Below are 25,270 nucleotides of genomic sequence, written 5' to 3' on the forward strand. Positions count from 1 at the left end.
ACGCGCTGCTCGGACTTGGGCAACACGGAAAACGGTGTCAGAGGCACTTTCTGTTGCCTACGAGGCGGCCTCGGGCCTGCTCGTCTCCGAGCGCATCCAGTCCGGCGCGAGCGTCAACCAGGACCTGCGCACGCTCTACGATCGGGATGCCTACGGCAACCGCACGGCGGCGTACCAATGCAGCAGCAACGTGACCGACACGCAATGCCGCGCCGGCGCGACGAACGGCAGCGTCGCACAACGGCAAAGCGGCACCACCGTGCTGCGCTACGCCCGCACGAGCTACGACAGCCTCGGCCGCTACGTCACCGCCAGCCGCCTGCCCTTCGCCACGACGGCAGGCGGCTGGAACGAGCAGCAGGCCACGCAGGTCACGGCGCGCGACGAGTTCGGCAACGCCACCGGCCAGAGTGCGATCAACGGCACCACCCAGGCGGCGCGGTTCGGTGTGCTGGGCCGGCCGTACTTCACCAAGGACAACCTCGGCCACGCGAGCACGACGACGTTCCGCCTGTGCGGCAGCGGCGCCAATTGCGGCACCGACCCCCGCTTCAAATTCCGCGCGCAGACGATCACTGCGGGCAGTGCGAGCAGCTGGACGTACTTCGACGTGCTCGGCCGCCCGGTGATGACCGTCGCGCAGGCGTTCGACAGCAATCCGACCACCCAGCAGTTCACGGCCACGTGCGCGTTCACCGACGCGCACAACCGGCCGACGTACCAGTCCGAGCCGTTCTTCCTCAACGCCACCGTATCGGGCGACGGCAGCCCCACGATCAGCGGCGCGGCCTGCGGCGGCGCGAGCTACGCGACGACCACGGCCTACGACGTGCTCGGCCGCGCGCTCACCGTGACGACGCCGGACGGCACCACGACGAACCAGTATGTCGGCCTGAGCACGTTCGTCACCAACGCCCGCGGCTACAGCGGGGAGACGATCGTCAACCCGATGGGCGAGGCGGTGCAGACGCTCGATCCGGGCACGGTCAACGGCGATACCGCCACCCACCTGACGGTGACGCAGAGCTACGATGCGATGGGCGACGTGCTCGCGATCACGCGCAACGCCGGCAACGGCACCGTCACGAGCAGCTTCACCTACGACGACCTGGGCCGCAAGCTGACCCAGACGGATGCGGACAGCGGCACGACGACGTTCACCTACAACGCGGCGGGCGACGTGCTCACCCAAACCGACGCGAAGGGCCAGACGATCGCGCGGAGCTACGACGCGCTGGGAAGGAAGTGGCAGCGCGTGGCGACCGGCACGGGGGCCGATTGGAGCGGCACGATCACCGACGCCTGGAGCTACGACACCCAAAGCCACGGCTACGGTCAGCTCGCCACGGAAACCCACGTCGGCACGGGCGACCAGAACCTGACGCGCACGTTCACCTACGACAGCTACGGACGCCTGTACCAGCGCCAGCACGTCTTGTCCGGCTCGGGCACCTATACCGAAACCACCGCCCTCGACGGCTACGGCCGCCCGAAGCAGCAGCAGGACGCGACCGGCCAGATCACGACCACGCACTACACCACGAAAGGCTTCGCCGACCGGCAGAACGACACGCGCCTGACCACGGCCGCGCAAAGCCAGACGATCGATGCGGGCTTGGGCGGGCGGCTGTACGAGCTCCTGCAGACCAACGAACGCGGCCAGCCCGTCAGCGAAAAGCGCGGCGGCAGCACCCACCTGCAAACGAGCCTGGGCTATTACGCCAAGGACGGCCGCCTGAAATCCGTGTGCACGAACGGCACGGGCACCTGTGCCCTGCAGGACGACCAGTACGCCTACGATGTCGTGGGCAACGTCAGCGCGCGATTGAAGAACGCCAGTTCCGGCAAGAGCCCGGTGGAACAACTCACCTACGACGGTCTCAATCGCCTCAAACAAGCGCAACTCGGCGCCTGGAGCGGCGCGATCGACAGCGGCAACATCATCAACGTGATCGGCACGCAGGCGATGACCTACGATGCCCTGGGCAACCTGTGCACGCAGGTCATGACCGGCACGGGGGTGGACAACACCACGCAGACCTACACCTATCAGGGCCCGGCGGGGTGCGCGAACCACGGCAGCAGCGGCAGCGCCGCCCGGGTCACCCAGATCACGGGAACCGTCAACCAGACCTACCAGTACGACAGCAACGGCAACCAGACCACGCGCAACGACGGACGCACGCTGACGTACAACGCGCTGAACCAGGCGGTGAAGGCCCAGTTGGGCGGCGACACGACGACGTTCCAGTACGGCCCGGAGGGCGATCGGTATCTGCGCAGCGACAACGGCGTATTGACCCTGTACCTCGGCAAGGTCGAGATCACGATCAGCGGGGGCACGACGAGCGAACAGAAGCGGTATCTGGGCGTGGCGATCGACCTGGTGATGGCGAACGACACGCGCTACGTGCTGACGGACCACCTGGGCAGCACGAATGTGATCGCACATGCGGACGGAACGAAGGTCGAACAGCAAGCGTTCGATGCGTGGGGCAACCGGCGAAGCCCGGACACGTGGACGCAGACGGGCATCGACTGGCCGATCCAGACCACGACGCACGGGTTCACCGGGCAGGAAGGCGTGGAGGCGATGGGGATCGTCCACTTCAACGGGCGCATCTACGATCCGCAGTTGGGGAGGATGCTCCAGGCCGATCCGGTACAGAATCCCGGAAGCCAAGGGCTGAACCGATACAGCTACGTCGCCAACAATCCGCTCAGCCTTACCGACCCGACGGGGTACTCGTTCTGGAATTCGGTCTTTGGGAACATCGTCCACGTCGTGATCGATGCGGTGCTCTATGCCAGCGGAAATGGCGAGTTTGCTCCGTGGGTCGATGCGGTATGGGCGGCGGCGGCCACCAACGGAAATATTGGTGCGGCCGCGGCGGCATTCATCTCATCGTATTATGGCGGGCAGATTACCCAAGGCATCGGTGGTAGTGGCGCCTGGGCCAGCAACCCGGCAGCCAACTTTCTCATTAAAGCCACCGCCAACGCGCTGGCGCAAGGTGTGGTGCAAGGAACGTTGGCGTCATTGCAGGGCCAGAGTTTTGGCAGTGCGTTCCGAAGTGCGGCGATATCGAGCTTCGCATCGTCGTTCGGGCCGAGGGGTAGCGACGCTACAACTGGAATCATGCGGGCGATCATCGGCGGGACCGCTTCGGCGCTTTCGGGAGGGAAGTTCGCAAATGGGGCGGCTACAGCACTGGCAGCGTGGGCAGCAGAGAGCGCGGTGGAAAAGCAACGTTCTCAAACCTCTCCAAACCCTCCTCCCGCCGCGTATACGGATAGCGGTAGAGCTATCCCAAGTTCAGAATATTCACCCATGTATCAAGCCTCCTCGGTAACAATCCTTGGGAAAGATGTACTGGTATACCTTATCGGCGGCACGCCATCTGAGCGGGGTCTGGCGCTAGCTAATCTTGACGATGCGGTCGGGAGAATCAATTTTTCAGCTTGGTCTATTAGCGATTATGAGGCGAGCGTAATCTCTTGGATCAATGATTTCGTGATAAGCAACAATGTCGTTTCTGGCATGAACGTAGGGCTCGGACGATACGATATTAATCTCTATGAGTTGATGAGGGGGGATGTGGCTTGGAATGCATCCAATATCGCGCATGATGCATATCATGTTGAACAACAACTCTGGGGTTTGACCAATACACCGCAGTTTGCGCCCGATTTGGAGAATGGAGTCGTTGGGGCAAACAGTTTTCAAATTCAGGTCGGTGTGAAGTTTGGACTTTCGAATAACAATATTCAGCGTCTGAATGTCGACACGCACAATTCCTACAACGGGTTATAACAATGAAAATTGTGACTGGCGTTTTTCTGATGTGCTTGGCGATACTGTCCCCGATACCGGCACAATCGGACGAAAATGAACTGTTTCAGAAGTCAGGTCATGATCTTCTGACGATGACGATAAGTACTCGAAAATCGGAATATGGGTTATTTGATCAAATTCAAATCGATGTCGAAATAACTAACCACACAGACAAAGATTTATATCTATTCGACATTTCGGAATACGATATTTCTTTTTGGCTTAAAAATTCCTCCACAAAAAAATGGATCGCGAAGGACAAAATTTCGGAACCTTTTGTTCCGCAAAGCCCAGACATTCGCAATTTTGTACGAGTGAAACCACAAAGTAAGCTGACCAAGACATTCACTCAGAAATTGGCTGATCTTGGTGCTGACAGAGGTGAGAATTACGAATTGATCGCCAAATACCACAGCCCATTCCGCAGGAGCGTTGGAGAGCAGTTGGGGATACCAATATTCAGTAGTGAAGATGGAACTATTTCGTCAGAATGCCTTGCTGTTCGTGTAACCGCACAGTGAAGGAGCTGCTTAGACTCAGTGACGCACGAGGTCGCGTCTTGTATTGCTGCAACATTGCTAAATGCTGCATTGTATAAATTGCGACATCGATCGTCGGAGCGTAGGGTCAGGTCTTTACTTTAGAGTTCAAAAGTGGCGCGAAAACGGTGTCCGAAAACGGTGTCAGAGGCACTTTCTGTTGCCTACGAGGCGACCTCGGGCCTGCTCGTCTCCGAGCGCATCCGGAAAACGGTGTCACCATTTCGCCGCCTCCGTCAATAGGCAACAAGATATCCACTCCGCTCGGAAGAGCGGAAGAGGAACGGTAATGCCGTGTCGTGAATGAACCGCTGCCTGGTGTTGTCGGGTGGATGCGGAAGGATTCCGCCCAGTCACCGTTCTGGATCAAGGCTTCTCGCCCCTGAGCTGCGCTCCCAAACACTCGTCGGTTGCCATCGTGCCGTCCAGGTGCCCGCGATGCGGCGCACAGATGCCTGATCTCACCCGAAGGGGATCAACCCAAGAGGGCTCGGACGATGGGCGGTTTCCTCCAACACGGGCGCCGGCGAGGATCGCTATTCAGAGTCCGGGCTGGACGCCAACCCCGTTGCGAGCGGATCGCCGCCGGCATGATCGGATCATCCGAACGCGCGCTGCACGTCGAAGCGGCCGCCGTCGCGCATCAGGAAGTAGCCGGCTCGTGCGAGCTTGTGCGCTACGGCCTTGCGGGCGACGACCTTATGGCATCGACTGGCCTTGCGATCGAACCAGCGCTGGATGGGCGGGCTGAATCGCGTGGCAAAGTTCGCCGCTTCGATCCATGCCCAAGCCAGGTAGCGATTGCCGCACTTGCGGTTGCCGTGGCCTTTCTTCTTGCCGTTGGAAATGCGCTCACTCTTGACCATGCGGCAATACGAAGCATAGTCGCCCACCTCGGCGAAGCGCGCGACGTCTCCGGTTTCCAGCGCGATCGTCATGGACAGAATCGAACCGACGCCCGGTATCGAACGCAATACGCGCTGTTCGCTATGGCGGACGGGCGAGGCGAGGACCCACTTTTCCACCTGCCGAATCTGCTCTTCCACGTGCAACCAGACCTGCAACTGAGCCAGCACGCCATAGCGCACCGACGGATCGGGCAAGGCCCGCTCGATGACTTCGCCCGAGAGCTGGCGCACCGCATTGGCCGAGATGCGCTGTCCGGTATGTCTGGCCCAGCTCGATTGCACCGACAACATCAGACCGACGGCCATGCGCACCAACTGGAAGCGGCGACGCAGCAGGTCGCGAATCGCACGCTGATCGCGCGGGTAGATATACCCTTCGGGCAGAATCCCCAGACGCAACAGATGCGCCAAGTGCCGGGCATCGGATTCGTCACCGCTGTACTTGAGTCCGTCGTACTGCGGCACGGCCGCGGTGTTGGCCAAGTGCACACGATAGCCATGATCCTTCAGGCCATCGACGAGCCAATACCAGTTGTAGGTCGATTCGACAACCAGACCGGCAATCTCCTCTCGAAAAGGCTCCAGCGTTTTGAGGATTGCCGGCAATTCATTGGGTAAGCGGCATTGCCGCAAGGGCCGATCGGTTTCGTCGATCACGGCCAGCACGCTATTGCTGGAATGCAGATCGATGGCTGCGTAAAGTGACATGGCTGCCTCCTGTCGCGGGGTGGATGTTCAGAACTTCGCAAGTCCGAACATACCGCCACGCGCAGGCGGCGGCGACATGAGTCTTCAGAAAACGGGGAAAACGGGGAAAACGGGGAAAACGGGGAAAACGGGGAAAACGGGGAAAACGGTGTCACCATTTCGCCGCCTCCGTCAATAGGCAACAAGATATCCACTCCGCTCGGAAGAGCGGAAGAGGAACGGTAATGCCGTGTCGTGAATGAACCGCTGCCTGGTGTTGTCGGGTGGATGCGGAAGGATTCCGCCCAGTCACCGTTCTGGATCAAGGCTTCTCGCCCCTGAGCTGCGCTCCCAAACACTCGTCGGTTGCCATCGTGCCGTCCAGGTGCCCGCGATGCGGCGCACAGATGCCTGATCTCACCCGAAGGGGATCAACCCAAGAGGGCTCGGACGATGGGCGGTTTCCTCCAACACGGGCGCCGGCGAGGATCGCTATTCAGAGTCCGGGCTGGACGCCAACCCCGTTGCGAGCGGATCGCCGCCGGCATGATCGGATCATCCGAACGCGCGCTGCACGTCGAAGCGGCCGCCGTCGCGCATCAGGAAGTAGCCGGCTCGTGCGAGCTTGTGCGCTACGGCCTTGCGGGCGACGACCTTATGGCATCGACTGGCCTTGCGATCGAACCAGCGCTGGATGGGCGGGCTGAATCGCGTGGCAAAGTTCGCCGCTTCGATCCATGCCCAAGCCAGGTAGCGATTGCCGCACTTGCGGTTGCCGTGGCCTTTCTTCTTGCCGTTGGAAATGCGCTCACTCTTGACCATGCGGCAATACGAAGCATAGTCGCCCACCTCGGCGAAGCGCGCGACGTCTCCGGTTTCCAGCGCGATCGTCATGGACAGAATCGAACCGACGCCCGGTATCGAACGCAATACGCGCTGTTCGCTATGGCGGACGGGCGAGGCGAGGACCCACTTTTCCACCTGCCGAATCTGCTCTTCCACGTGCAACCAGACCTGCAACTGAGCCAGCACGCCATAGCGCACCGACGGATCGGGCAAGGCCCGCTCGATGACTTCGCCCGAGAGCTGGCGCACCGCATTGGCCGAGATGCGCTGTCCGGTATGTCTGGCCCAGCTCGATTGCACCGACAACATCAGACCGACGGCCATGCGCACCAACTGGAAGCGGCGACGCAGCAGGTCGCGAATCGCACGCTGATCGCGCGGGTAGATATACCCTTCGGGCAGAATCCCCAGACGCAACAGATGCGCCAAGTGCCGGGCATCGGATTCGTCACCGCTGTACTTGAGTCCGTCGTACTGCGGCACGGCCGCGGTGTTGGCCAAGTGCACACGATAGCCATGATCCTTCAGGCCATCGACGAGCCAATACCAGTTGTAGGTCGATTCGACAACCAGACCGGCAATCTCCTCTCGAAAAGGCTCCAGCGTTTTGAGGATTGCCGGCAATTCATTGGGTAAGCGGCATTGCCGCAAGGGCCGATCGGTTTCGTCGATCACGGCCAGCACGCTATTGCTGGAATGCAGATCGATGGCTGCGTAAAGTGACATGGCTGCCTCCTGTCGCGGGGTGGATGTTCAGAACTTCGCAAGTCCGAACATACCGCCACGCGCAGGCGGCGGCGACATGAGTCTTCAGAGACACTTTCAGAGACACTTTCTGATGGCTGTGCGCGGACTTTTCTGACGCCAGGTGCGGCAGGTTGCCGATGCCTTGGACGACCGATATCTGGCGAAATGTCGGCATGGCCAGACTCCCACGTCCCGATATCGCCGGCGTGCCGCAGCACGTGGTTCAGCGCGGCAACAACCGCTTGCCCTGCTTCCTCGACGACGAGGACCGGCAGCGCTATCTGCAATGTCTGAAGGAAGCGCTGCTCCGCTATGGCTGTGCGCTGCACGCCTATGTGCTGATGAGCAACCATGTCCACCTGCTGATCACGCCGCCGGAGACGGGTGTGCTGTCCCGGATGATGCAGACGTTCGCACGGAACTATGCCGGCCTGTTCAATGGCCGTCATGGCCGCACGGGCACGCTGTGGGAGGGGCGCTACAAGTCCTGCCTGGTGGATTCCGAACACTATGTGCTCGTGTGCTCGCGATACATCGAACTCAATCCGGTACGCGCCTGGATGGTGGGCGACCCATCAGAGCATCCCTGGTCCAGCTACCATGCCAACGCCTTGAGCAAACTCGATCCGCTGGTCACCCCGCACGCCACGCTGCTGGGATTGGGTCGTGACCCGGAAGAACGGGCAGCCGCCTATCGGGGGCTGTTTTCCGAAGTGCTGGCCGGTGAGACCATTGCCGAAATACGGACGTACCTACAACAGCAAAGGGCCTGGGGAACGGACCGTTTCCGGGCGCAGGTGGAGGCAAAGCTGAAGCGCTTTGCCGGCGTCCGGCCCGCGCATCGACCGCGAAAGCAAACCGCCCCTTATTGAGAATTTCGTAAACCAGTGACGTCATTCCGGCAGGGATTGCCGGAATCCAGTCACAGGGATGTGAACCTCACGCACACTGCGACGTTGCCGTCCGTGGCACGGGATTCCGGCAGTCCCTGCCGGAATGACGGAAAATTCGACCGTCACTCATTTACGAAAGCCTCAATAAAAGTGTCTCCTGTCTCCAAGTGTCTCCTGTCTCCAATAAAAGTGTCTCTGACGCCGTTTTCCCGTTTTCCGACGCCGTTTTCCCGCGCCGCAACGGCACTGCCGATGAAATGGAATCCGCTGCGGACGTCGCCGCGCCTCAATCCACCACGTCGGGTTCGAAGAAGCTCCAGCGGATTTCGGGAAAACGCTGCTTCATGGCGGCTTCGACCGCATTGATCGCTTCGACCACGCCGCGGTCCGACAGGTTGCCGCGCATCTGCGCCTTGACCGCGACCATGATCTCGCCGCCGAGTTGCAGGGTAATGAGGTTGAATACGCGCACGATCTCGGGCCGGCCGTCGAGGAATGCGCCGATCGCGGCGTCGACGTCGGCGCCGGCGCTCTGCCCGACCAGCAGCGCCTTGACCTCGATCGCGACGAATACGGCGACGACGACGAGCAGCGCGCCGATCGCGAGCGTGCCGATCGCGTCGAACACGGGATTGCCGGTCAACACGGTCAGCAGCACCGCGAGCAGGGCGAAGACGAGGCCAAGCAGCGCCGCGAGGTCTTCGCCGAAGATGACGATCAGCTCGCTTTGCCGGCTCTCGCGGAACCAGCGCCACAGCGAATGCGCGCCGCGCGCCTTGTTGACCTCGCGCATGCAGCCGGCCATCGAGAAACCTTCGGCGACGATGCCGAACGCGAGCACGCCGACCGCGAGCCACGGCCACTTCACCGGCTCGGGCGCGTGCAGTTTGTGCAGGCCCTCGTAGACCGAGAACGCGCCGCCGACGCTGAACAGCAGCAGCGCGACGAGGAACGACCAGAAATAGATTTCCTTGCCGCGGCCGAGCGGATGGTCGGGCGACGGCGGCGCCTTGGCTTGCCTGAGACCGAGCAGCAGCAGCAATTGATTGCCGCAGTCGGCGAGTGAATGCACGGCCTCCGCCGTCATCGCGCCCGAGCCCGTGACGAAGGCTGCGGCCGCCTTGGCCAGAAAGATCGCGAAGTTCGCGCCGAGCGCATAAAAGATCGTTTTCAGCGAATCGGCTTTGCCCGACATCCGGCGGTTCCCTGGTTCATTGTTTGACGGCGTCGGCATGCGCCGCATTCAGCGCCGCCTGCTGGCGTTTGCTCAGGCCCGCGCGCACGAGCGCGTAGGAGCGCTGCACGAACTCGCCGATCTTCGCGCGCGCGAAGCGGTCGGGCTCGGCGATCGACACCCAGAACGCGCGCGCCATGTACGCGGCCGGCACGATGCCGGGCTGGTCGGTCAGCTCCAGGAAACGCTCGGCGTCGACCTTGAACGAGATGCGCCCGCGATGCGGACCGTGCAGGCAGTACACCGCGAACATCTTGCCGGACACGGTGAAGACGAGGTCGTCGTCCCATTTCACCGCGCTGGCGACGCCGGGCCAGTCCCGGCTGAGCGCTTTCAGTTCCATTTCGTTCATGGCAATTCGTCTTGGAAAGCGCTGAATGGCAAGCGCTCGCGGCCGCCATGTGAACGGCGGGTCATGTTGCTGAATCGTTTCGGCCAAATTTAGGTGGGCTGCTCCAAATCGAACGCCCAAGATGTGATCCCATGGACACTTTAGCAAATCCGGGCAAACTCGCCGAGCGCTGGGCGCTGCCGCGCCATGGGCGCGGCCTACGGCCGCCGCCGCGGCGCAGCGAACGGCGCACGCCGCAGCGCAGCGCGGCTGGCGGCGGCGAGCGGCTGACGGCGCGCGACGGCACGCCGCTGGTTCTGCGCCCGATCCGGCCGGACGACGTCGAGGTGTTGCAGCGTTTCTTCCACCGCCTCACGCCGGAGGAAGTGCGCCTGCGCTTCCTGCACCCGCTCAACGAACTGCCCGACGCGTTCGCGCACCAGCTCTGCGAACTCGATCCCGCGCTCGCGTTCGCCTGGGTGCTGGCGACGCCGGACGATCCGGCGCATGCGGACTTGCCGGTCGAAATCCACGCGGTGGCGCGCGCGCACTTCGACCCGGTGCTCGCCGAGGCCGAATTCGCGATCGTCGTCGAAGGCCGCTTCGCCCGCCAGGGTTTCGGCAGCCTGCTCATGCGACGCACGATCGCCTCGGCGCGCAAGCTCGGCGCGATCGAGTTGTGGAGCGACGTGCTGTACGGGAACGGCGCGATGCTCGACCTGTGCGCGAAGCTCGGCTTCGAGCGCGGCATGTCGCTCAACAATCCGGGCGTGGTGCGCGTCAGCCTCGCGCTGTAGCGCACGACCGCCCGGCGCGGTCACCAAATGCGCACGCGATCGGCCTCGGCGCGGTACATCGCCTGCCCCGGCTTCACGCCGAACGCCTCGTGGAAATCGCCGATGTTGGAGAGCGGTCCGTTGACGCGCCACTTCGGCGGCGCGTGCACGTCGCTGAGCAGGCTCTGGCGCAGCGCTTCGTCGCGCTCCGCGAAAATCCACGACAGCGCGTAGCCGAGGAAGAAGCGCTGCACCGGCGTGTAGCCGGCGATCTTCTCGCCGCGCTTGTACTGCTCGGTCTTCTTGAACGCGTCGAGACCGATCAGGATGCCGCCGTAGTCGGCGATGTTCTCGCCAAGGCTGGCCTTGCCGTTGATGCGCAGGCCCGGCAGCGGCTCGTAGGCGTCGAACTGCCTGACCATGGCCTGCGCGCGCTCGTTGAACTTGCGCGCGTCGTCGGCCGTCCACCAGTCGGCGAGGTTGCCCTTCGCATCGAACTGGCGGCCTTCGTCGTCGAAGCCGTGGGTGATCTCGTGGCCGATCGTCGAGGCCGCGGCGTAGCCGTAGACGACCGCGTCGTCGATGTCGCCGTCCGCGAAGCCGGGAATCGCGAACTGCGCGGCCGGCAGCACGATTTCGTTGTTCGACGGGTTGTAGTAGGCGTTGTAGGTCTGCGGAGTCATGTCCCATTCGCCGCGGTCGACCGGCTTGCCGAACTTCGACAGCATGTCGTTCCACGCCCAGCGCCGCGCGTTCATCACGTTGTCCGCGTACGAGGCGCGGCCGACGGTCAGCGTGGAATAGTCCTTCCACTTGTCCGGATAGCCGACCTTCTTCGTCACCGCGGCGAGCTTCTCGCGCGCCTTCGCCTTGGTCGCCGCGCTCATCCAGTCGAGCTTGGCCATGCGTTCGCCGTAGGCGCTGCGGATGGCCTCGACCGCCGCGTTGTAGCGTTGCTTGGCGCTGTCAGGAAAATACTCGGCGACGAAGATGCGGCCGAGGATCATGCCCATCGCGCGGTTCTCCGCATCGAGCGTACGCTTCCAGCGCGGACGCTGTTCCTTCTGCCCGCGCAGCACCTTGCCGTAGAAACTGAAACTCTCGTCGTCGATCGCCTTGTTCAACGCGCCCGCATAGGCATCGACGAGTTGCACGCGCAGGTAGTCGCGCAGCACGGGCGCAGGCGTGCCCTTGAGCCGCGCCTGCAGGCCGGCGAAGAATTCGGGCTGGCCGACGATGACGTACGGCGCATCGAGCTTCCAGCCGCGCAGGCGGTCGGTCCAGGCGATCGCCGGAGTATATTTTTGCGTGAACTCGGCCGGCGCCATCTTGTTGTAGTTCTTTTCCGGATCGCGCAGGTCTTCGAGCTTGCGCGACACCTTGGCCAGCGCGGTCTCGAACGCCATCACCTTCTGCGCCTGCGCCGCGGCGGACTTCGCGTCCGCGCCGAGCAGCTGGAGCACGTTCGCCAGATGCACGACGTAGGCCGCGCGCACTTTGGCCACGCCGGCCTCGGTGTTGAAGTAGTAGTCGCGCTCGGGCAGGCCGAGACCGCCCTGCACGGCGTGCACGGCCATGACCTCGCTGGCCTTCTCGTCCTGGAACACGCCGAAGTCGAAGAACGCGCCGACGCCGAGCGGCTGCAGGGCGAACGCGACGTCGAGCGCCGAGGCGGCGTCCTTGACCGCGTCGATCTGCGCGAGCTGCGCCTTGAGCGGCGTCAGGCCGTTGCGTTCGGCAAGCGCCTCGTCCATCGCCGTCGCCCAGAAGTCGCCGATCTTCTGCGTGTCGCTGCCCGCTGCGGCATCCTTCTGCGCGGCCGCGTCCTCGCTGATCTTGCGCAGCTTCGCGTAGAGATCGTCCTGCACGGCGCGGCCGATGCCCCAGTTCGCTTCCGAGGCCGGGATCGGATGCGCCTTGAGCCAGGCACCGTTCGCGTAGCTGAAGAAGTCGTCGCCGGGATTGACCGAGGCGTCGACGTTCGCCGCGACCACGTCGGGCCTGGCCGTCGCAGCCGTATCCGCAAACGCTGTGGAAGCGCCCATGCCGAGGACTCCTCCGGCAATCGCACCGGCGAGCGCCAGCCGGCGCAACGAGACGGCAAGCAGTTTCATCGCAATTCCCCAAGGCGAAAGAAGCGCCGATGCTAGCGCGCAGGCGCGATCGGGCGCCCCTGCCTCAAGTCACGGCTCTGCGCACTCGTCGGGCAGCGCGAATACCGCCGGAATTACTCTGCAGCCGCCGTCGTCGGCTTGCCCTGCGTGCGGTAGACCACGCCGCCTTTCATCACGAAATCGACCTTGCGCAGCAACGCCGGATCGGCGAGCGGATCGCCGGCCACGGCGACGAGGTCGGCATAGCGGCCCGATTGCACGGAGCCGATGCGGTCGCTCGCGCCGATCAGGTCGGCCGCGTTGCGCGTCGTCGCGAGGATCGCATTCTGCACGCTCATGCCGTTGGCGGTCAGCAGCGCGAACTCCTCGGTATGGTCGCCTTCGCCAATGTCGGTGCCGTAGGCGATCTTCACGCCCGACTTCAGCGCCAGCGGCAGGTTCTTCTTCGGCAGCAGGTCGTTGGCGAGTTCCTTCTGCGCGGTGCCGGGCGGCAGCAGTTCGGGATGCTCCTGCGCGACCTGGTAGAACACGTCGTAGACGGTCAGCGTCGGCACGAGGTAGGTGCCCTTCTCCTTCATCAGCGCGAACGTCTGCGCGGTCGCGAAAGAGCCGTGCTCGACCGAATCGACGCCGGCGCGCACTGCGTTCTCGATCGCCGCGGCCGGATAGATGTGCGCGGCGACCTTCAGGCCGAGCGCGTGCGCAGTCTCGACCGCGGCGCGCATTTCATCAAAGGTCATCGTCTGCGCGCGTGGGTCGTCGCCGGTCGAGGCGATGCCGCCCGACGGCATCAGCTTGATCAGGTCGGCGCCGCGGCGCTTGTGCTCGCGCACACGCAGGCGCGCTTCGTCGGGCGTATCGACGATGCCGTTGTCCCAGCCGGCATGTGTAAGCTTCGGATCGAGGCCGTTGCGCGGATCGCCGTGGCCGCCGCTCGGCCCGAGCGGTTCGAGCGCCACCCACAGGTGCGGCCCCGGCGTTTTGCCCGCGTTGATCGCCTCGCGCAGGGCGACGCTCTCGTCGCCGCCGCCCGCGTCGCGCGCGCTGGTGAAACCCTGCTGCAGCATCTGCCGCGCGAACAGCGCCGCGTCGAAGGCGCGGTCGAGGTCGGAATGGGTCAGCCAGTCTTCGACCGCGTTCGTGCGGCTCGGCAGCTTCGCCGCCACGTGCACGTGGCAGTCGATGAAGCCCGGCAGCACGGTCGCTTTGGACAGATCGACCACTTCCGCGCCGGCCGGTGTCTTGAAGCCGGGTTCGACCGCGGCTATGCGGTCGTCGTGGACGAGGATCGACACATCGTGTCGCGGCGCACCGCCGCTGCCGTCGATCAGCGTGCCGGCGTGGACAACGATGTCCTTGGCCGTGGCGAACGAAACCGTTACGAGAAGCAACGTGGCGGTGAGCGACATGCGCTGGATCATGGTTGGCCTGGCCTCGGGAAGTTCGTATGCAAAACGATGACCGCCACTCTAACGCACGGTTGCGGCGGATGCGATGCGATAGCGGCCATTCTCGACCGAAATCCGCGGCGGCACGTGGTCGCGCTCGAACAGCGCGTACGCCGGCGCGAGCTCCTGCCAGAACGCATGCCACGGCGAGCCTGCACTTGCCGCGAGCGCAGCGTCGGTGGGACGGAACGGAAAGACGTGCACGTCGAACGCGCCCTGCCCCGCGCGCAGCGCCGCCGCGGCCAGCGTGTAGATTTCCTCGATACCGGCATCGCCCATCGCGTAACAGCCGATCGATACGCAATCACCGTGTACCATCAACGCGCTGCCGGTGCGGCCGTGCGCGCGGTCGTACTCGTTCGGATAGCCGAGGTTGAAGGCGAGGTGGTATTTGCTCGTCGGGTTGAGCTGTTTCGGCGCAACCGAATAGAAGCCCTCGGGCGCCTGGTTGTCGCCCTCGCGCTGCTTCGGGCCGAGATCACCGGAGAACTTGCACACGGGATATTTTCGGAAAAGTATAAATTTCCCCTCGCCTTCGCGCAGCCACAGTTCGAGCTCCGATTCGCGCTTGAAGATCCGCACGAAGACCGGAGCGCCGTAGCGCAGGCGCACTGTCGCCAGATCGCGTTCGAGCGCGGGCCGCACGCGCGCCTCCGCTTCGCGGGCGCGCGCGGAATCGGGAATGAGTTCGGCAGAATCGACGGCGGTAGCGGGCACGGCGGTCATCGTGGGAATCAACGCGGACAGGACACAAACGGGACGCAACAAGCGGAGAATACCTCGCCGCGACATCACCGCCGATCACGGATTCGCCCCGGCCTTTGCATATTCGACCGGTGTGCGCCCGACGATCTTCTTGAAGTCGCGGATCAGGTGCGCCTGGTCGGCGTAGCCGAGATCGAGCGCGAGCGCGGCCCAGTCGCAGGCCCTGCCCGCGTCGATGCGCGCCACCGCTTCGTGCAGGCGATAGCGCTGGATCAGCCATTTGGGGCTGGCGCCGACGTAGTCGCGGAACAGCCGCTGCAGGGTGCGCGGGGTCAGGCCGAATTCCGCCGCCACCTGCTCGATGCGCGTGATGTCGCGATCATCGGCAATGCGTTCGGCGATGCCGGCGACGAAGTCGACCGCGGGATCGTCGCGCAAGCCGAGACCGCGCAGGAACGCCTCGTAGATCGCGACGGCGGCGTGGTGGTCCGCGGCGGCGAGCACGTCGCGACCGAGATGGCGCACCCGCTCGCCGAATACTTCGCGCACGGGCAGCACGCGATCGGCATAGGCGCTGACCGGTCCGTCGACGAGCGGGCGGAAGCCGCCGACGCGGAACTTGATCGCGAAGACGCGGCCGCGACCCGGAGCGAATCGGCGCGTCCAGCGCCGCGTCGCCGGACCGCCGATCGTCGCCTCGCCGTTCTCGGCGACGAGATGGACGACCGGATGCGGAAGCGTTTCGCGGACACAGGGCTCGTCGAGCGTCCAGTCGACCGCCCAGTAGTGTTCGACGAATTGCGCGAGATCGGGCGACGGCCAATAGCGGGCGTGATGAAACCCCTTGACATCGAGGCGTGCATGCAAGGCGCCGCGCAATTTGATCGGCTTGCTTCTCGCCATGTCGCGTTTTTTCAATCCCGTGAGATGTGGGCCCGCTAGCATTGCTTACGAAGCGGCGGTTCACGCCGCGACGAGAAGCCAGCATGCGCATGACTGCCGTATCCCTGTTCGCGCTGGCCTTGCTGATCGGCGCGAGCCAACCGAGCATGAGCCATCCCGACAATGGCCATGCTGCCACCGACGGAGGAACCCAGATGAAACACCATGCCAAAGGCGCGTTCGATGTGAAGCTGCAGCCGCTCGAAGCGTACAACAAGAACGCGGACGCGGGGCTCGGCCGCATGGCCATCGACAAGCAGTTCCACGGCGAGTTGGAAGCGACGAGCCAGGGCGAGATGTTGCACGCCGGCAGCGCCAAGGGCTCGGGCGGCTACGTCGCGATCGAGCGCGTGACCGGCACGCTGGCCGGCAGGCGCGGCAGCTTCGCGCTGCAGCACAACGCGACGATGACCAACGGCACGCCTTACCTCAACATCATCGTCGTGCCGGGATCGGGCACCGGCGAACTCGCCGGGCTCGACGGCACGATGAAGATCGTCATCGAAGCCGGCGGCAAGCATTTCTACGAGTTCGACTACGAGTTGCAATAGCGCCGGCTTTCCTTCCCCCACCGGGGAAAGGTGACGCGGCAGCGTCGGATGAGGGAGAGCCCGCCAAACATGGCAAGCTCGACGTGGATTGCCACGCGCCTCCCTCATCCGCCCTTCGGGCACCTTCTCCCGGTGGGAGATAGGGAAGAAGACTTCACGCGCCGCGCGCCAGCTCCGCCGCCACTTCCTTCGCAGCCGCGAGCGTCTTCGCGACGTCTTCGTGCGTGTGCGCGGTGGAGACGAACAGGTTTTCGTAGGCGCCCGGATGGAACAGCACGCCGCGGGCGAGCATGCCGCGCCACCAGTGATCGAAAATTTTCTGGTCGGCGTGGCGCTCGGCGTCGCGATAGTTGTGGATCGGCGCTTTCGCGAACCACACCTGCATCAGCGGGCCGACGCCGACGACGTAGGCCGGCAGGCCCGCATCCTTCAGCACTTTTTCCAGGCCGACGCGCAGCTCGTCGGACACCTCATCGAGCTTCGCGTACAGCCCCGGCGTGTTGAGTTCGTCGAGCGCGGCATTGGCCGCGGCGATCGCGATGCCGTTGGCGCTGTAGGTGCCCGCCATCGACACCGTGCCGTCGGCGACCAGCGCCATGATGTCGGCGCGCCCTCCCATCGCCGCGACCGGGAAGCCGCCGCCGACGCCCTTGGCGAACACGGACAGATCCGGCTTGATGCCGAGGCGGCCCTGCGCGCCGGCGAGGCCGAGGCGGAAGCCGGTGATGACTTCGTCGAAGATCAGCACGATGCCGTGCTTCAGGGTCAGCTCGCGCATCGCTTCGAGATAGCCCGGCTGCGGCAGGATGCAGCCGGTGTTGCACATGACCGGCTCGGTCAGCACCGCGGCGATGCCGTCGCCTTCGCGCGCGATCGCGTCGGCCAGCGCCTGCGCGTCGTTCCACGGCAGGATGATCAGGTTTTCCTCGACGCCCTTCGGCATGCCCGGGCCCTGCGCCACCGGAATCGGATGGTTGTCCGGACCAGCCTTGGCGATGTCCGGATGCTTGCTCCAGTACACGCCGTCGGAGAATCCGTGGTACATGCCTTCGAAGCGGATGATCTTGTTACGCCGGGTGAACGCGCGCGCCAGGCGCGTCGCGTAGAGCACGGCCTCGGTGCCGGTGTTGCACAGGCGCACCCTGTCCACGCTCGGCACGGCGTCGACGATCTTCTGCGCGAGGCGCGCCTCGTCCGCGGTCGGCAACGCGAACACGGTGCCGCGCTGCTGGATGAAATCGACCACGGCCTGGGTCACGCGCGGCGGGCGGTGGCCGAAGATCATCGGGCCGAGGCCGAGCAGGTAGTCGATGTAGACGTTGCCGTCGACGTCGGTGAGCTGCGAGCCCCGGCCTTCCTTGACGAACAGCGGATACGGATTCCAGCCGGACCAGGTCGCGCGCGCGGTGCTGTTGACGCCGCCCGGGATCAGCTTGCACGCGACATCGAACAGCTTGCCGCTGCCGCTCGTGTCGAGGCCGGCGATGAGGGGGGTATTGGACATTGGGTTGCCTTGGAATGAAATGCTTTTTGTTCGTCGTTTTTTTGCTCGTCATTCCCGCGAAAGCGGGAATCCATTTTGATCCTGCTTTTCGTACTTGCCCATGAAAGGCATCAAAAGAAGAAACTGGATTCCCGCTTTCGCGGGAATGACGGCAGAAAAAAGAAAGAAGGGATCGGGAAATTCTAAGCCGAAACCGCGTTCGGCAACGGTGCCGCCGCCGCACGCGTCGCGGCGACCAATTTCCCCGAGACCAGCGCCGGCAGCAGCGCGAGCGCTTCGGCGAAATCCCTGATCGACGCATGCGGGATGTTTTTCGCCCGGCAGTAATCGACGAGCTTGCCCTTGGCGAAGACGAAATCGGCGGATTCGGCGACGCAGTAATCCGACGCGCCGTCGCCGATCATCAGCACGCGTTTGCGCGGACCCTGCGTGCTCGCGGCCGCGGCGCATTTGCAGGTGCCGCTCTTCGCGCGGCAGGTCGCGCTCGCGTTCGGAAAACCCAGCCGCCACTCGCGTTCGCCAACCTGTTCGAGGCGATTCGCGGTGACCGGCAGATAGTCGAAGTCGTAGTGCCGCAGAATGAAATGGATCGCATGGTCGAGTCCGTCGCTCAGGATCTCGATCGGCATGCCATGCGCTTTCGCATACGCGACGAACTCAGCGAAGCCCGGATCGATCGCGCGTTCAACCAGGTGTGCGTCGAGCTCGGCACGGCTCATGTCGAGCAGGGCGACCTGCCCGGCCATGCACTCGCGCGAGCCGATGCGGCCGGCCTTCCAGTCGTCTTCGAGTTTTTCCCATCCGGGCTTGCCGAAGCGTTCGAGCAGGGTATCGGTGGTGTCCTCGACGGAAATCGTGCCGTCGAAGTCGCAGAGCAGGGTCCAGTCGGACACGGAGTAACCTCGGGGATACGGGAATCGGGGCGCTTGTAGGTTGTGTAAGTCGGCGCCGGTCGGGCATTTTACCGTCACGGGACGCGGCCGCGAAACCGGCGGTACCGGAAAACCCCATTGTCTACAGCGGGCATTAAGGTTTTCTGCGCGCAGCGGAATCCGAAGCCCGCATACCTGAAGCAGCGGCGCGACTTTCGCGTGCCTCGCGCGAAAAACGTTTCACACGGCCGCGCCCGCGCATCTCGATCGAAGACATGAAGAGCCGGGCGCAATGAATTGCGTCCCTACGCCGCATTGCGCACGGTGTCGAGGAAGGCGTCGCCATAGCGTTCGAGCTTGGCCGCGCCGACCCCGCTGATCGCGCCGAGTTCGTCGACGCTGCGCGGCCGCGCGCGCAGCATTTCCAGCAGGGTCGCATCATGGAAAATCACGTAGGCCGGCACGCCCTGCTCGCGCGCGAGGCGCGTGCGCGTTGCGCGCAGCGCGTCCCACAGCACCGCCTCGTGGGGGGCGATGTCGAGGCTCTGGCGCGTGCGCTCGGCGCGCGCGGTCCTGCGCGTCGCGCGGCGCTCTTCCTTGCTGGCCGGCTTGCGCAGCGACACGGGTGTCTCGCCGCGCAGCACGCCGCGGCTCGCCGCGGTCAGGCGCAATACGCCGAAGCCGTCCGCGTCGGTCGCCAGAAAACCCATCGCGACGAGCTGGCGGAATACGCTGCGCCATTGCTTTTCGTCGAGGTCGGCACCGATGCCGAACACGCCGAGCCGGTCGTGGTCGAGGCTGCGCACGCGCTCGTCGTCGACGCCGCGCAGCACGTTGGTCAGATGGCCGACGCCGTAGCGCTGGCCCGTGCGGTAGACGCAGGACAGCGCCTTCTGCGCGAGTTCGGTGCCGTCGAACGACATGGGCGGGTTGGTGCAATTGTCGCAATTTCCACAATTATCCTTTTCCACCTTCTCGCCGAAATAACCGAGCAGATGGCGACGGCGGCAACTCGCGATTTCGGCGTAGCCGAGCAGCGCGTCGAGCTTGGCGCGCTCGACGCGCTTGCGCTCCTCGCCCGACTCGGATTGCGCGATGAACTGCGCCAAGGTGACGACATCGCCGAGGCCATAGCACATCCACGCCTCGGCGGGCAGGCCGTCGCGGCCGGCGCGGCCGGTTTCCTGGTAATAACCTTCGAGGCTTTTCGGCAAATCCAGATGCGCGACGAAGCGCACGTCGGGCTTGTCGATGCCCATGCCGAAGGCGATCGTGGCGCACATGACGATGCCGTCCTCGCGCAGGAAGCGCTGCTGGTTGCGCGCGCGCTGCGCCGCGTCCATGCCGGCGTGGTACGCCAGCGCGGCGATGCCCTGCTCGTTCAGCCATGCGGCGGTTTCCTCGACGCGCCGCCGCGACAGGCAGTAGACGATGCCCGACTCGCCCTTGTGGCCGGCAAGAAAATCCTTGAGCTGACGCCTGGAATTGTCCTTTTCCACGACGCGATAAAGGATGTTTTTCCTGTCGAAGCTCGACACGAACTGGCGCGCCTCGCCGAGATTCAGCCGCTCGACGATCTCATTGCGGGTCGGCGCATCGGCCGTCGCGGTCAGCGCGATGCGCGGGATGCCGGGGAACCGCTCGTGCAGGATCGTGAGCTGGCGGTATTCCGGCCGGAAATCATGGCCCCACTGCGACACGCAATGCGCCTCGTCGATCGCGAACAGCGAAACCTTCGTTTTCGCGATCAGATCGAGGCAACGTTCGCTCAGCAGTCGCTCGGGCGCGACATAGAGCAGCTTCAGTTTCCCTGCGGCGAAATCGCGCTCGACCTCGAACTGCGCGCGCGAATCGAGGCTGGAATTGAGAAACGCCGCCGCCACGCCGAACTGGCGCAGCGCCTCGACCTGGTCCTGCATCAGCGCGATCAGCGGCGAGACGACCACCGCGGTGCCCGCGCGCAGAAGCGCCGGAATCTGGTAGCACAGCGATTTGCCGCCGCCGGTCGGCATCAGCACGAGCGCATCGCCGCCGCCGGCGACCTGCTCGATGATCGCCTGCTGCTCGCCGCGGAACGCGGCGTAGCCGAACACGGTATTCAATAGAGTCAGCGGATCCATACGGTATTATTGTCGAGTCGCGCGCCGTATTGGGGCGCAACTCCCGCCTTTCGGCGCGCATGACCGATGGGGATTCGGGCCTGCCGAAAACCGAATGGCCAGTCATCATCCAGTTGAGAAATTTTTAACACTGCTTCGAGTAGCTTCGCGCTGCGTCATTGGAATGACGTCGAGTTGCAAGAAAAGGGCGGTCTCAAGAATCAAGCGCAACACGTTGAGCGTGAGCAGCGATTTCCTTGTCCATCATCTCCGCCGGGGTCATCCAGCCGAGCGTTTGTCGTGGTCGTCCGTTCATGAGCTTGGCGACGTGGTCGAGTTCCTCCTGGCTAATGCCGGATAGATCCAGCCCCTTCGGCATGAACTGGCGCAGCAAGCCGTTGGTGTTCTCGTTGCTGCCGCGCTGCCAAGGCGCGTGCGGGTCGGCAAACCAGATGTCGATGTTCAACCGCTTGGCCAGCTCGGCGTGACACGCCAGTTCGCTGCCGCGATCGTAGGTCAGGCTCTCCGCAGGAACGCGGGCAGCTTCTTCATCTGCCGCGTGAAGCCTTCCAGTGCGTCCTGGGCCGTTCAGCCCTCCATCCGGCACACAACGACGAAGCGCGTCTTGCGCTCGACCAGCGTCCCTACGCACGAGCGATTGAACGCGCCCTTGATAAGGTCGCCTTCCCAATGCCCCGGCCACTTGCGTTCGGCGATCGCCTCCGGCCGATGCACGATGCGCAGTGCCTCCGGCACGAATCCGCCCTTGGCCAGCGTCGTGCGGCGTCGGCCGCGGCTCGGCTTCTCCTGACGCAGTGCTTCCACCATCGCCTTCTTCAGCGATCCGCGCGGGTGCGCATAGATCGCCGCATAGACCGTCTCGTGGCTGACCTGTCGACCGGGATCGTCCGCATGCATGGCACGCAGTCTCGCCGCAATCTGTTGTGGCGACCAGCGGTCGTGGACCAGATGATCATGGACGCACTGCCGGAGCGCGCTGCCTTCGACCAGCTTGTTGCAGCGCACGCGGCGCATCCGATACGCCATGCCGGCGGTCTTCGCTTCGTAGCAAAGTCGTCGACCCGGCTCGATCTCCGCCTCGTTACGCGCAATCTCGCGCGAGACCGGCGACGAGCGCCTCAATGCGGAACGGAAGCAGACCATCGGGCGCCGTGTTCCGGCGCGCACCAAAGCCAAACTGCGCGCCGTCACGGACGAGCACATGGCTGGCCTGGAAAGGCAACCCGAGCGCGTGCGCGCCTACTTTCGCGATCCTCGCGTCAAGTATGCGGCTTGAGGACTATTTGCGGGCCGGATCAATGAGGCAAACGCTATGCGTTTGTAAAGACGTGGCCCGCAAGGCGCGCGGCAGGATGGCCGCGTGCAAACCAGGGCCTTTAGCTTTTCGACAGAGCCAAAGAAAAGTCGCACGATTCCCGCCAGAAGCACGCGGGAATGACGGTGGAAATGTAAACTCGTTCCTCGCCCCCCGTCCCTTGCTTCCATGACCCTGCTCGTCTTCATTTTCTGGATGCTCAACATCTCGCTCGACACCGGCGGGCATCTCGCGTTCAAGGTCGCGGCGACGCAGCCTGACACCGAAGGCGAACTCGCACGCTGGAAGGCGATGGCGAGCGCGCCGTGGATTCTGGATCGGCGTCGCCTGCTTCGTCGCCGAGTTCGTCGTCTGGCAGGGTTTTCTCTCGCTGGTCCCGCTCTCGCAGGGCGTGCTGCTCGGCTCGATCAACATCGTCGCGATGCTGATCGCCGGACGCATGCTGTTCGCCGAGAGGTTCACCACGCCGCGCGTCGTCGGCTGCGCGCTGATCGCGGTCGGCGTGGCCGTGGTCGGAGCCGGTTGAGATGCGCCGCTTCTACCTCGTCGGCTTTCTCGTGTTGATGATGTTCGACACGATGACCCAGATCTGCTTCAAGCTCAACGCCAACCATGCCGGCCCGTTCGTGCCGGAATTCGCCTGGTTCCTGCGCATGGTCGGCGCACCGTGGATGTATGTCGCGATCGCCGGCTACATCGGCTCGTTCTTCACCTGGATGACGCTGCTCAAGCACGCGCCGGTCGGCCCCGCGTTCGCGGCCTCGCATCTGGAAGTGGTCGTCGTGGTCGTCGCCTCGTACTTCCTGTTCGGCGAGCGGCTTTCGTCGATGCAACTGGTCGGTTGCGGCATCATTCTCGCCGGCATCGTCTGCCTCGCGTTCGATCCGCCCGACGAAGGGCACGATGCCGCGTAGTTTTCTCCACGAGGTGCCGCCGACGGCCGGCTTGCCGCCGCACTGGCGCGACCTCGGTTTTTCGCGCACGCATTCGCTCGCCGAATGCGCCGCCGAATTTCTCGGCGTCGATGAAGTGCAGATCGAATGCTCCGGCACGGCCGCGCTCGTCGTCGCCCTGACCGTGTTGAAACGGCGGAGCGCGCGCACGAGCGTGGTCGTGCCCGCGTACACCTGCCCGCTCGTCGCAATCGCGGTCGCGCATTGCGGGCTCAAGCTGCGCCTGTGCGACCTCGCGCCCGACGGCATCGACATGGACGCCGCCGCGCTGGCCGCGCTCTGCGACGAGGACACGTTGGCGATCGTACCGACCCATCTCGCCGGCCGGGTCGCCGACGTCGACACCGCCGTGGCCTGCGCGCGCCACGCCGGCGCATGGGTGATCGAGGATGCCGCTCAGGCGCTTGGCGCGCGCTTCGCGGACGGGTCGGCTGCGGGAACCCGCGGCGACATCGGTTTCTTCTCGCTCGCGGTCGGCAAAGGCCTGACGACTTACGAAGGCGGCCTGCTGGTGGCGCGCGACGCCGCGCTGCGCACGCAACTGCGCCGTTGCCGCGAAGACCTCGTGCCGTTCGATGCCGCGTGGGAATTCAAGCGCACGCTGAAACTGCTCGGCTACCACGCGTTCTATCGCCCTGCGGGCCTGGCATTCGTCTACGGACTGCCGCGCCGACGCGCGCTGCGCGCAGGCGACGCGACGGCGGCGGTCGGCGACGATTTCCCGCTGTCGATCCCGCTGCACCGCCTCGGTGCGTGGCGCCAATCGGTCGGCGCGCGCGCATTCGTGCGCCTGCGCGATTTCCTCGACGCGGGCGCGGCGCAGGCTCGGCGGCGCTGCGCGCGGCTTGCGCAGATTCCCGGTATCGATGTCGTCGGCGACGATGCCAATGCACAAGGCACCTGGCCGTTCCTGCTGCTGCGCCTGCCCTCGCACGCGTCGCGCGACGCCGCACTGGCCGAGTTGTGGACGACCCCTCTCGGCGTCAGCCGCCTGTTCATCCACGCGCTGCCCGATTACGCTTACCTCGCCGCGATCGTCCCCGCTGCCGCGGTGCCGAATGCGCGCGACTTCGCCGCGCGCACGCTGACGGTTTCCAACAGCCCTTGGCTCGACGACGAAGGATTCGAGCACATCCGCCACACACTGGAGCGCATCGTCCAATGAATCTGCCCCTGCTCGCACACACCCTGCGGCGGCATGCCGCCATCGCGCTTTCGTCGCTGCTGCTCGCCGCCTGCGCCACCGCGCCGAAGCACAACCCGCTCGCGACCTGGGTGCCGTCGCCGAATTACAACGCGCGCAAGGCGATGCTGATCGTCGTGCACTACACCGAGCAGCATTCGGTACAGGAAAGCCTCGACACGCTGCGCAGCCGCAACAGCCAGGGCGAAGTCAGCGCGCATTATCTGATCGGCGCCGACGGGCGCATCTACCAACTCGTCGCCGACGAGGCGCGCGCTTGGCATGCCGGCCCGGGACGCTGGGGCACGATCACCGACCCGAACTCGGCTTCGATCGGCATCGAACTCGACAACGACGGTGCATCGCCGTTCGCCACGGCGCAGATCGACAGCCTGCTCGCGCTGCTCGCCGACCTGACCGAACGCCTGAGCATTCCACGCACGCAGATCATCGGCCACGAAGACCTGGCGCCGACGCGCAAAGTCGATCCGGGCCCGCTGTTTCCGTGGAAGCGCCTCGCCGATGCTGGCTATGGCCGCTGGCCGAAAGGCGAACTGGTCGCACCGCCGGCGGGTTTCGATGCGTGGGCCGCGCTTGCGCACGTCGGCTACGCGCTCGACGACCGCGCCGCCGCGCTACACGCCTTCCACGACCACTTCCGCGGTGGTGCAGGCGATGCGCTCGATGATACCGATGCGCGCATTCTGTATGCGCTGACGAAAGAGAATTGACGTTCCGACATTGGGTTTCGCTGTGCTCAACCCAAC

General features: G+C 64.5%; 19 protein-coding genes and 3 pseudogenes. 10 read left to right on the forward strand and 12 right to left on the reverse strand.

From position 1 onward, the window contains the following. Positions 1-34: 34 nt before the first annotated feature. Both QM741_RS00050 and QM741_RS00055 read left to right on the forward strand, forming a co-directional pair. On the forward strand, positions 35-3,814 hold the full coding sequence (locus QM741_RS00050) for an RHS repeat domain-containing protein (protein ID WP_415205728.1): 3,780 nt from the start codon (positions 35-37) through the stop codon (positions 3,812-3,814). A gap of 2 nt (positions 3,815-3,816) precedes the next feature. Next, a complete protein-coding gene (locus QM741_RS00055) occupies positions 3,817-4,356 on the forward strand; it encodes a hypothetical protein (RefSeq protein WP_415205729.1) in 540 nt (179 codons plus the stop codon). 617 nt (positions 4,357-4,973) lie between these two features. Here QM741_RS00055 and QM741_RS00060 read toward each other — a convergent pair. Together QM741_RS00060 and QM741_RS00065 are read right to left on the reverse strand one after the other, a co-directional pair. After that, positions 4,974-5,990 carry an IS110 family transposase gene (locus QM741_RS00060; RefSeq protein ID WP_415205730.1) on the reverse strand — a complete coding sequence of 339 codons (1,017 nt, stop codon included), beginning with the start codon at positions 5,988-5,990 and terminating at the stop codon, positions 4,974-4,976. A 534-nt stretch (positions 5,991-6,524) separates the two neighbouring features. Next, positions 6,525-7,541, reverse strand: a complete 1,017-nt coding sequence (locus QM741_RS00065; protein ID WP_415205730.1) for an IS110 family transposase — start codon at positions 7,539-7,541, stop codon at positions 6,525-6,527. A gap of 158 nt (positions 7,542-7,699) precedes the next feature. Here QM741_RS00065 and QM741_RS00070 point away from each other — a divergent pair, with 158 nt between their 5' ends. Further along, complete coding sequence (locus QM741_RS00070; protein ID WP_415205731.1) at positions 7,700-8,434, forward strand: transposase; 735 nt, start codon at positions 7,700-7,702, stop codon at positions 8,432-8,434. Between the two features lie 307 nt (positions 8,435-8,741). Here the strand turns inward: QM741_RS00070 and QM741_RS00075 are convergent, their stop codons facing one another. Beyond that, complete coding sequence (locus QM741_RS00075; protein WP_415205732.1) at positions 8,742-9,650, reverse strand: cation diffusion facilitator family transporter; 909 nt, start codon at positions 9,648-9,650, stop codon at positions 8,742-8,744. Positions 9,651-9,666: 16 nt separating this feature from the next. Continuing rightward, positions 9,667-10,041 carry an MmcQ/YjbR family DNA-binding protein gene (locus QM741_RS00080; RefSeq protein ID WP_415205733.1) on the reverse strand — a complete coding sequence of 125 codons (375 nt, stop codon included), beginning with the start codon at positions 10,039-10,041 and terminating at the stop codon, positions 9,667-9,669. Between the two features lie 131 nt (positions 10,042-10,172). On the opposite strand from QM741_RS00080, the gene QM741_RS00085 reads away from it, so the two are divergent. Further along, on the forward strand, positions 10,173-10,817 hold the full coding sequence (locus tag QM741_RS00085; protein ID WP_415205734.1) for a GNAT family N-acetyltransferase: 645 nt from the start codon (positions 10,173-10,175) through the stop codon (positions 10,815-10,817). A 20-nt stretch (positions 10,818-10,837) separates the two neighbouring features. Here the strand turns inward: QM741_RS00085 and QM741_RS00090 are convergent, their stop codons facing one another. From QM741_RS00090 to QM741_RS00105, 4 genes are all read right to left on the reverse strand, one after another. Beyond that, positions 10,838-12,910 carry a M13 family metallopeptidase gene (locus QM741_RS00090; RefSeq protein ID WP_415205735.1) on the reverse strand — a complete coding sequence of 691 codons (2,073 nt, stop codon included), beginning with the start codon at positions 12,908-12,910 and terminating at the stop codon, positions 10,838-10,840. A gap of 113 nt (positions 12,911-13,023) precedes the next feature. Further along, positions 13,024-14,319 (reverse strand): amidohydrolase family protein, encoded by a 1,296-nt coding sequence (locus QM741_RS00095; RefSeq protein ID WP_415205736.1) that lies wholly within the window; start codon positions 14,317-14,319, stop codon positions 13,024-13,026. 60 nt (positions 14,320-14,379) lie between these two features. Continuing rightward, positions 14,380-15,084: a L,D-transpeptidase family protein gene (locus QM741_RS00100; RefSeq protein ID WP_415205737.1), complete on the reverse strand. Its 705-nt coding sequence runs from the start codon at positions 15,082-15,084 to the stop codon at positions 14,380-14,382. A 75-nt stretch (positions 15,085-15,159) separates the two neighbouring features. Continuing rightward, positions 15,160-15,966 (reverse strand): AraC family transcriptional regulator, encoded by an 807-nt coding sequence (locus QM741_RS00105; protein WP_415205738.1) that lies wholly within the window; start codon positions 15,964-15,966, stop codon positions 15,160-15,162. An 89-nt stretch (positions 15,967-16,055) separates the two neighbouring features. On the opposite strand from QM741_RS00105, the gene QM741_RS00110 reads away from it, so the two are divergent. After that, on the forward strand, positions 16,056-16,556 hold the full coding sequence (locus tag QM741_RS00110; protein WP_415205739.1) for a DUF3224 domain-containing protein: 501 nt from the start codon (positions 16,056-16,058) through the stop codon (positions 16,554-16,556). Positions 16,557-16,710: 154 nt separating this feature from the next. Here QM741_RS00110 and QM741_RS00115 read toward each other — a convergent pair whose 3' ends face one another. The 4 genes and pseudogenes from QM741_RS00115 to QM741_RS00130 form a co-directional block, all read right to left on the reverse strand. Further along, positions 16,711-18,060 carry an aspartate aminotransferase family protein gene (locus QM741_RS00115; RefSeq protein ID WP_415205740.1) on the reverse strand — a complete coding sequence of 450 codons (1,350 nt, stop codon included), beginning with the start codon at positions 18,058-18,060 and terminating at the stop codon, positions 16,711-16,713. Positions 18,061-18,242: 182 nt separating this feature from the next. Further along, positions 18,243-18,953 (reverse strand): MtnX-like HAD-IB family phosphatase, encoded by a 711-nt coding sequence (locus QM741_RS00120; protein WP_415205741.1) that lies wholly within the window; start codon positions 18,951-18,953, stop codon positions 18,243-18,245. Between the two features lie 284 nt (positions 18,954-19,237). Further along, the gene (recQ, locus tag QM741_RS00125; RefSeq protein ID WP_415205742.1) at positions 19,238-21,052 is read right to left on the reverse strand and encodes a DNA helicase RecQ; all 1,815 of its coding nucleotides are present in this window, start codon (positions 21,050-21,052) and stop codon (positions 19,238-19,240) included. A 193-nt stretch (positions 21,053-21,245) separates the two neighbouring features. Beyond that, positions 21,246-22,195: pseudogene (locus QM741_RS00130) on the reverse strand (IS30 family transposase). Between QM741_RS00130 and QM741_RS00135 the strand changes: the two are divergent. From QM741_RS00135 to QM741_RS00155, 5 genes and pseudogenes are all read left to right on the forward strand, one after another. Further along, positions 22,161-22,328: pseudogene (locus QM741_RS00135) on the forward strand (IS630 family transposase); the annotation flags it as partial. The pseudogenes QM741_RS00130 and QM741_RS00135 sit on opposite strands and share 35 nt — an antisense overlap. Positions 22,329-22,535: 207 nt before the next feature. Beyond that, positions 22,536-22,893, forward strand: a pseudogene (locus QM741_RS00140) (hypothetical protein). Position 22,894: 1 nt separating this feature from the next. After that, positions 22,895-23,281 carry a DMT family transporter gene (locus QM741_RS00145; RefSeq protein WP_415205743.1) on the forward strand — a complete coding sequence of 129 codons (387 nt, stop codon included), beginning with the start codon at positions 22,895-22,897 and terminating at the stop codon, positions 23,279-23,281. Next, positions 23,271-24,485 (forward strand): DegT/DnrJ/EryC1/StrS family aminotransferase, encoded by a 1,215-nt coding sequence (locus QM741_RS00150; protein ID WP_415205744.1) that lies wholly within the window; start codon positions 23,271-23,273, stop codon positions 24,483-24,485. Before QM741_RS00145 ends, QM741_RS00150 begins: the two co-directional genes overlap by 11 nt. Further along, on the forward strand, positions 24,482-25,234 hold the full coding sequence (locus QM741_RS00155; protein WP_415205745.1) for an N-acetylmuramoyl-L-alanine amidase: 753 nt from the start codon (positions 24,482-24,484) through the stop codon (positions 25,232-25,234). The genes QM741_RS00150 and QM741_RS00155 overlap by 4 nt, the downstream gene beginning before the upstream one ends. Positions 25,235-25,270 lie beyond the last annotated feature (36 nt).

The organism is Rudaea sp., from assembly GCF_047601565.1.
Classification (GTDB): domain Bacteria; phylum Pseudomonadota; class Gammaproteobacteria; order Xanthomonadales; family Rhodanobacteraceae; genus Rudaea.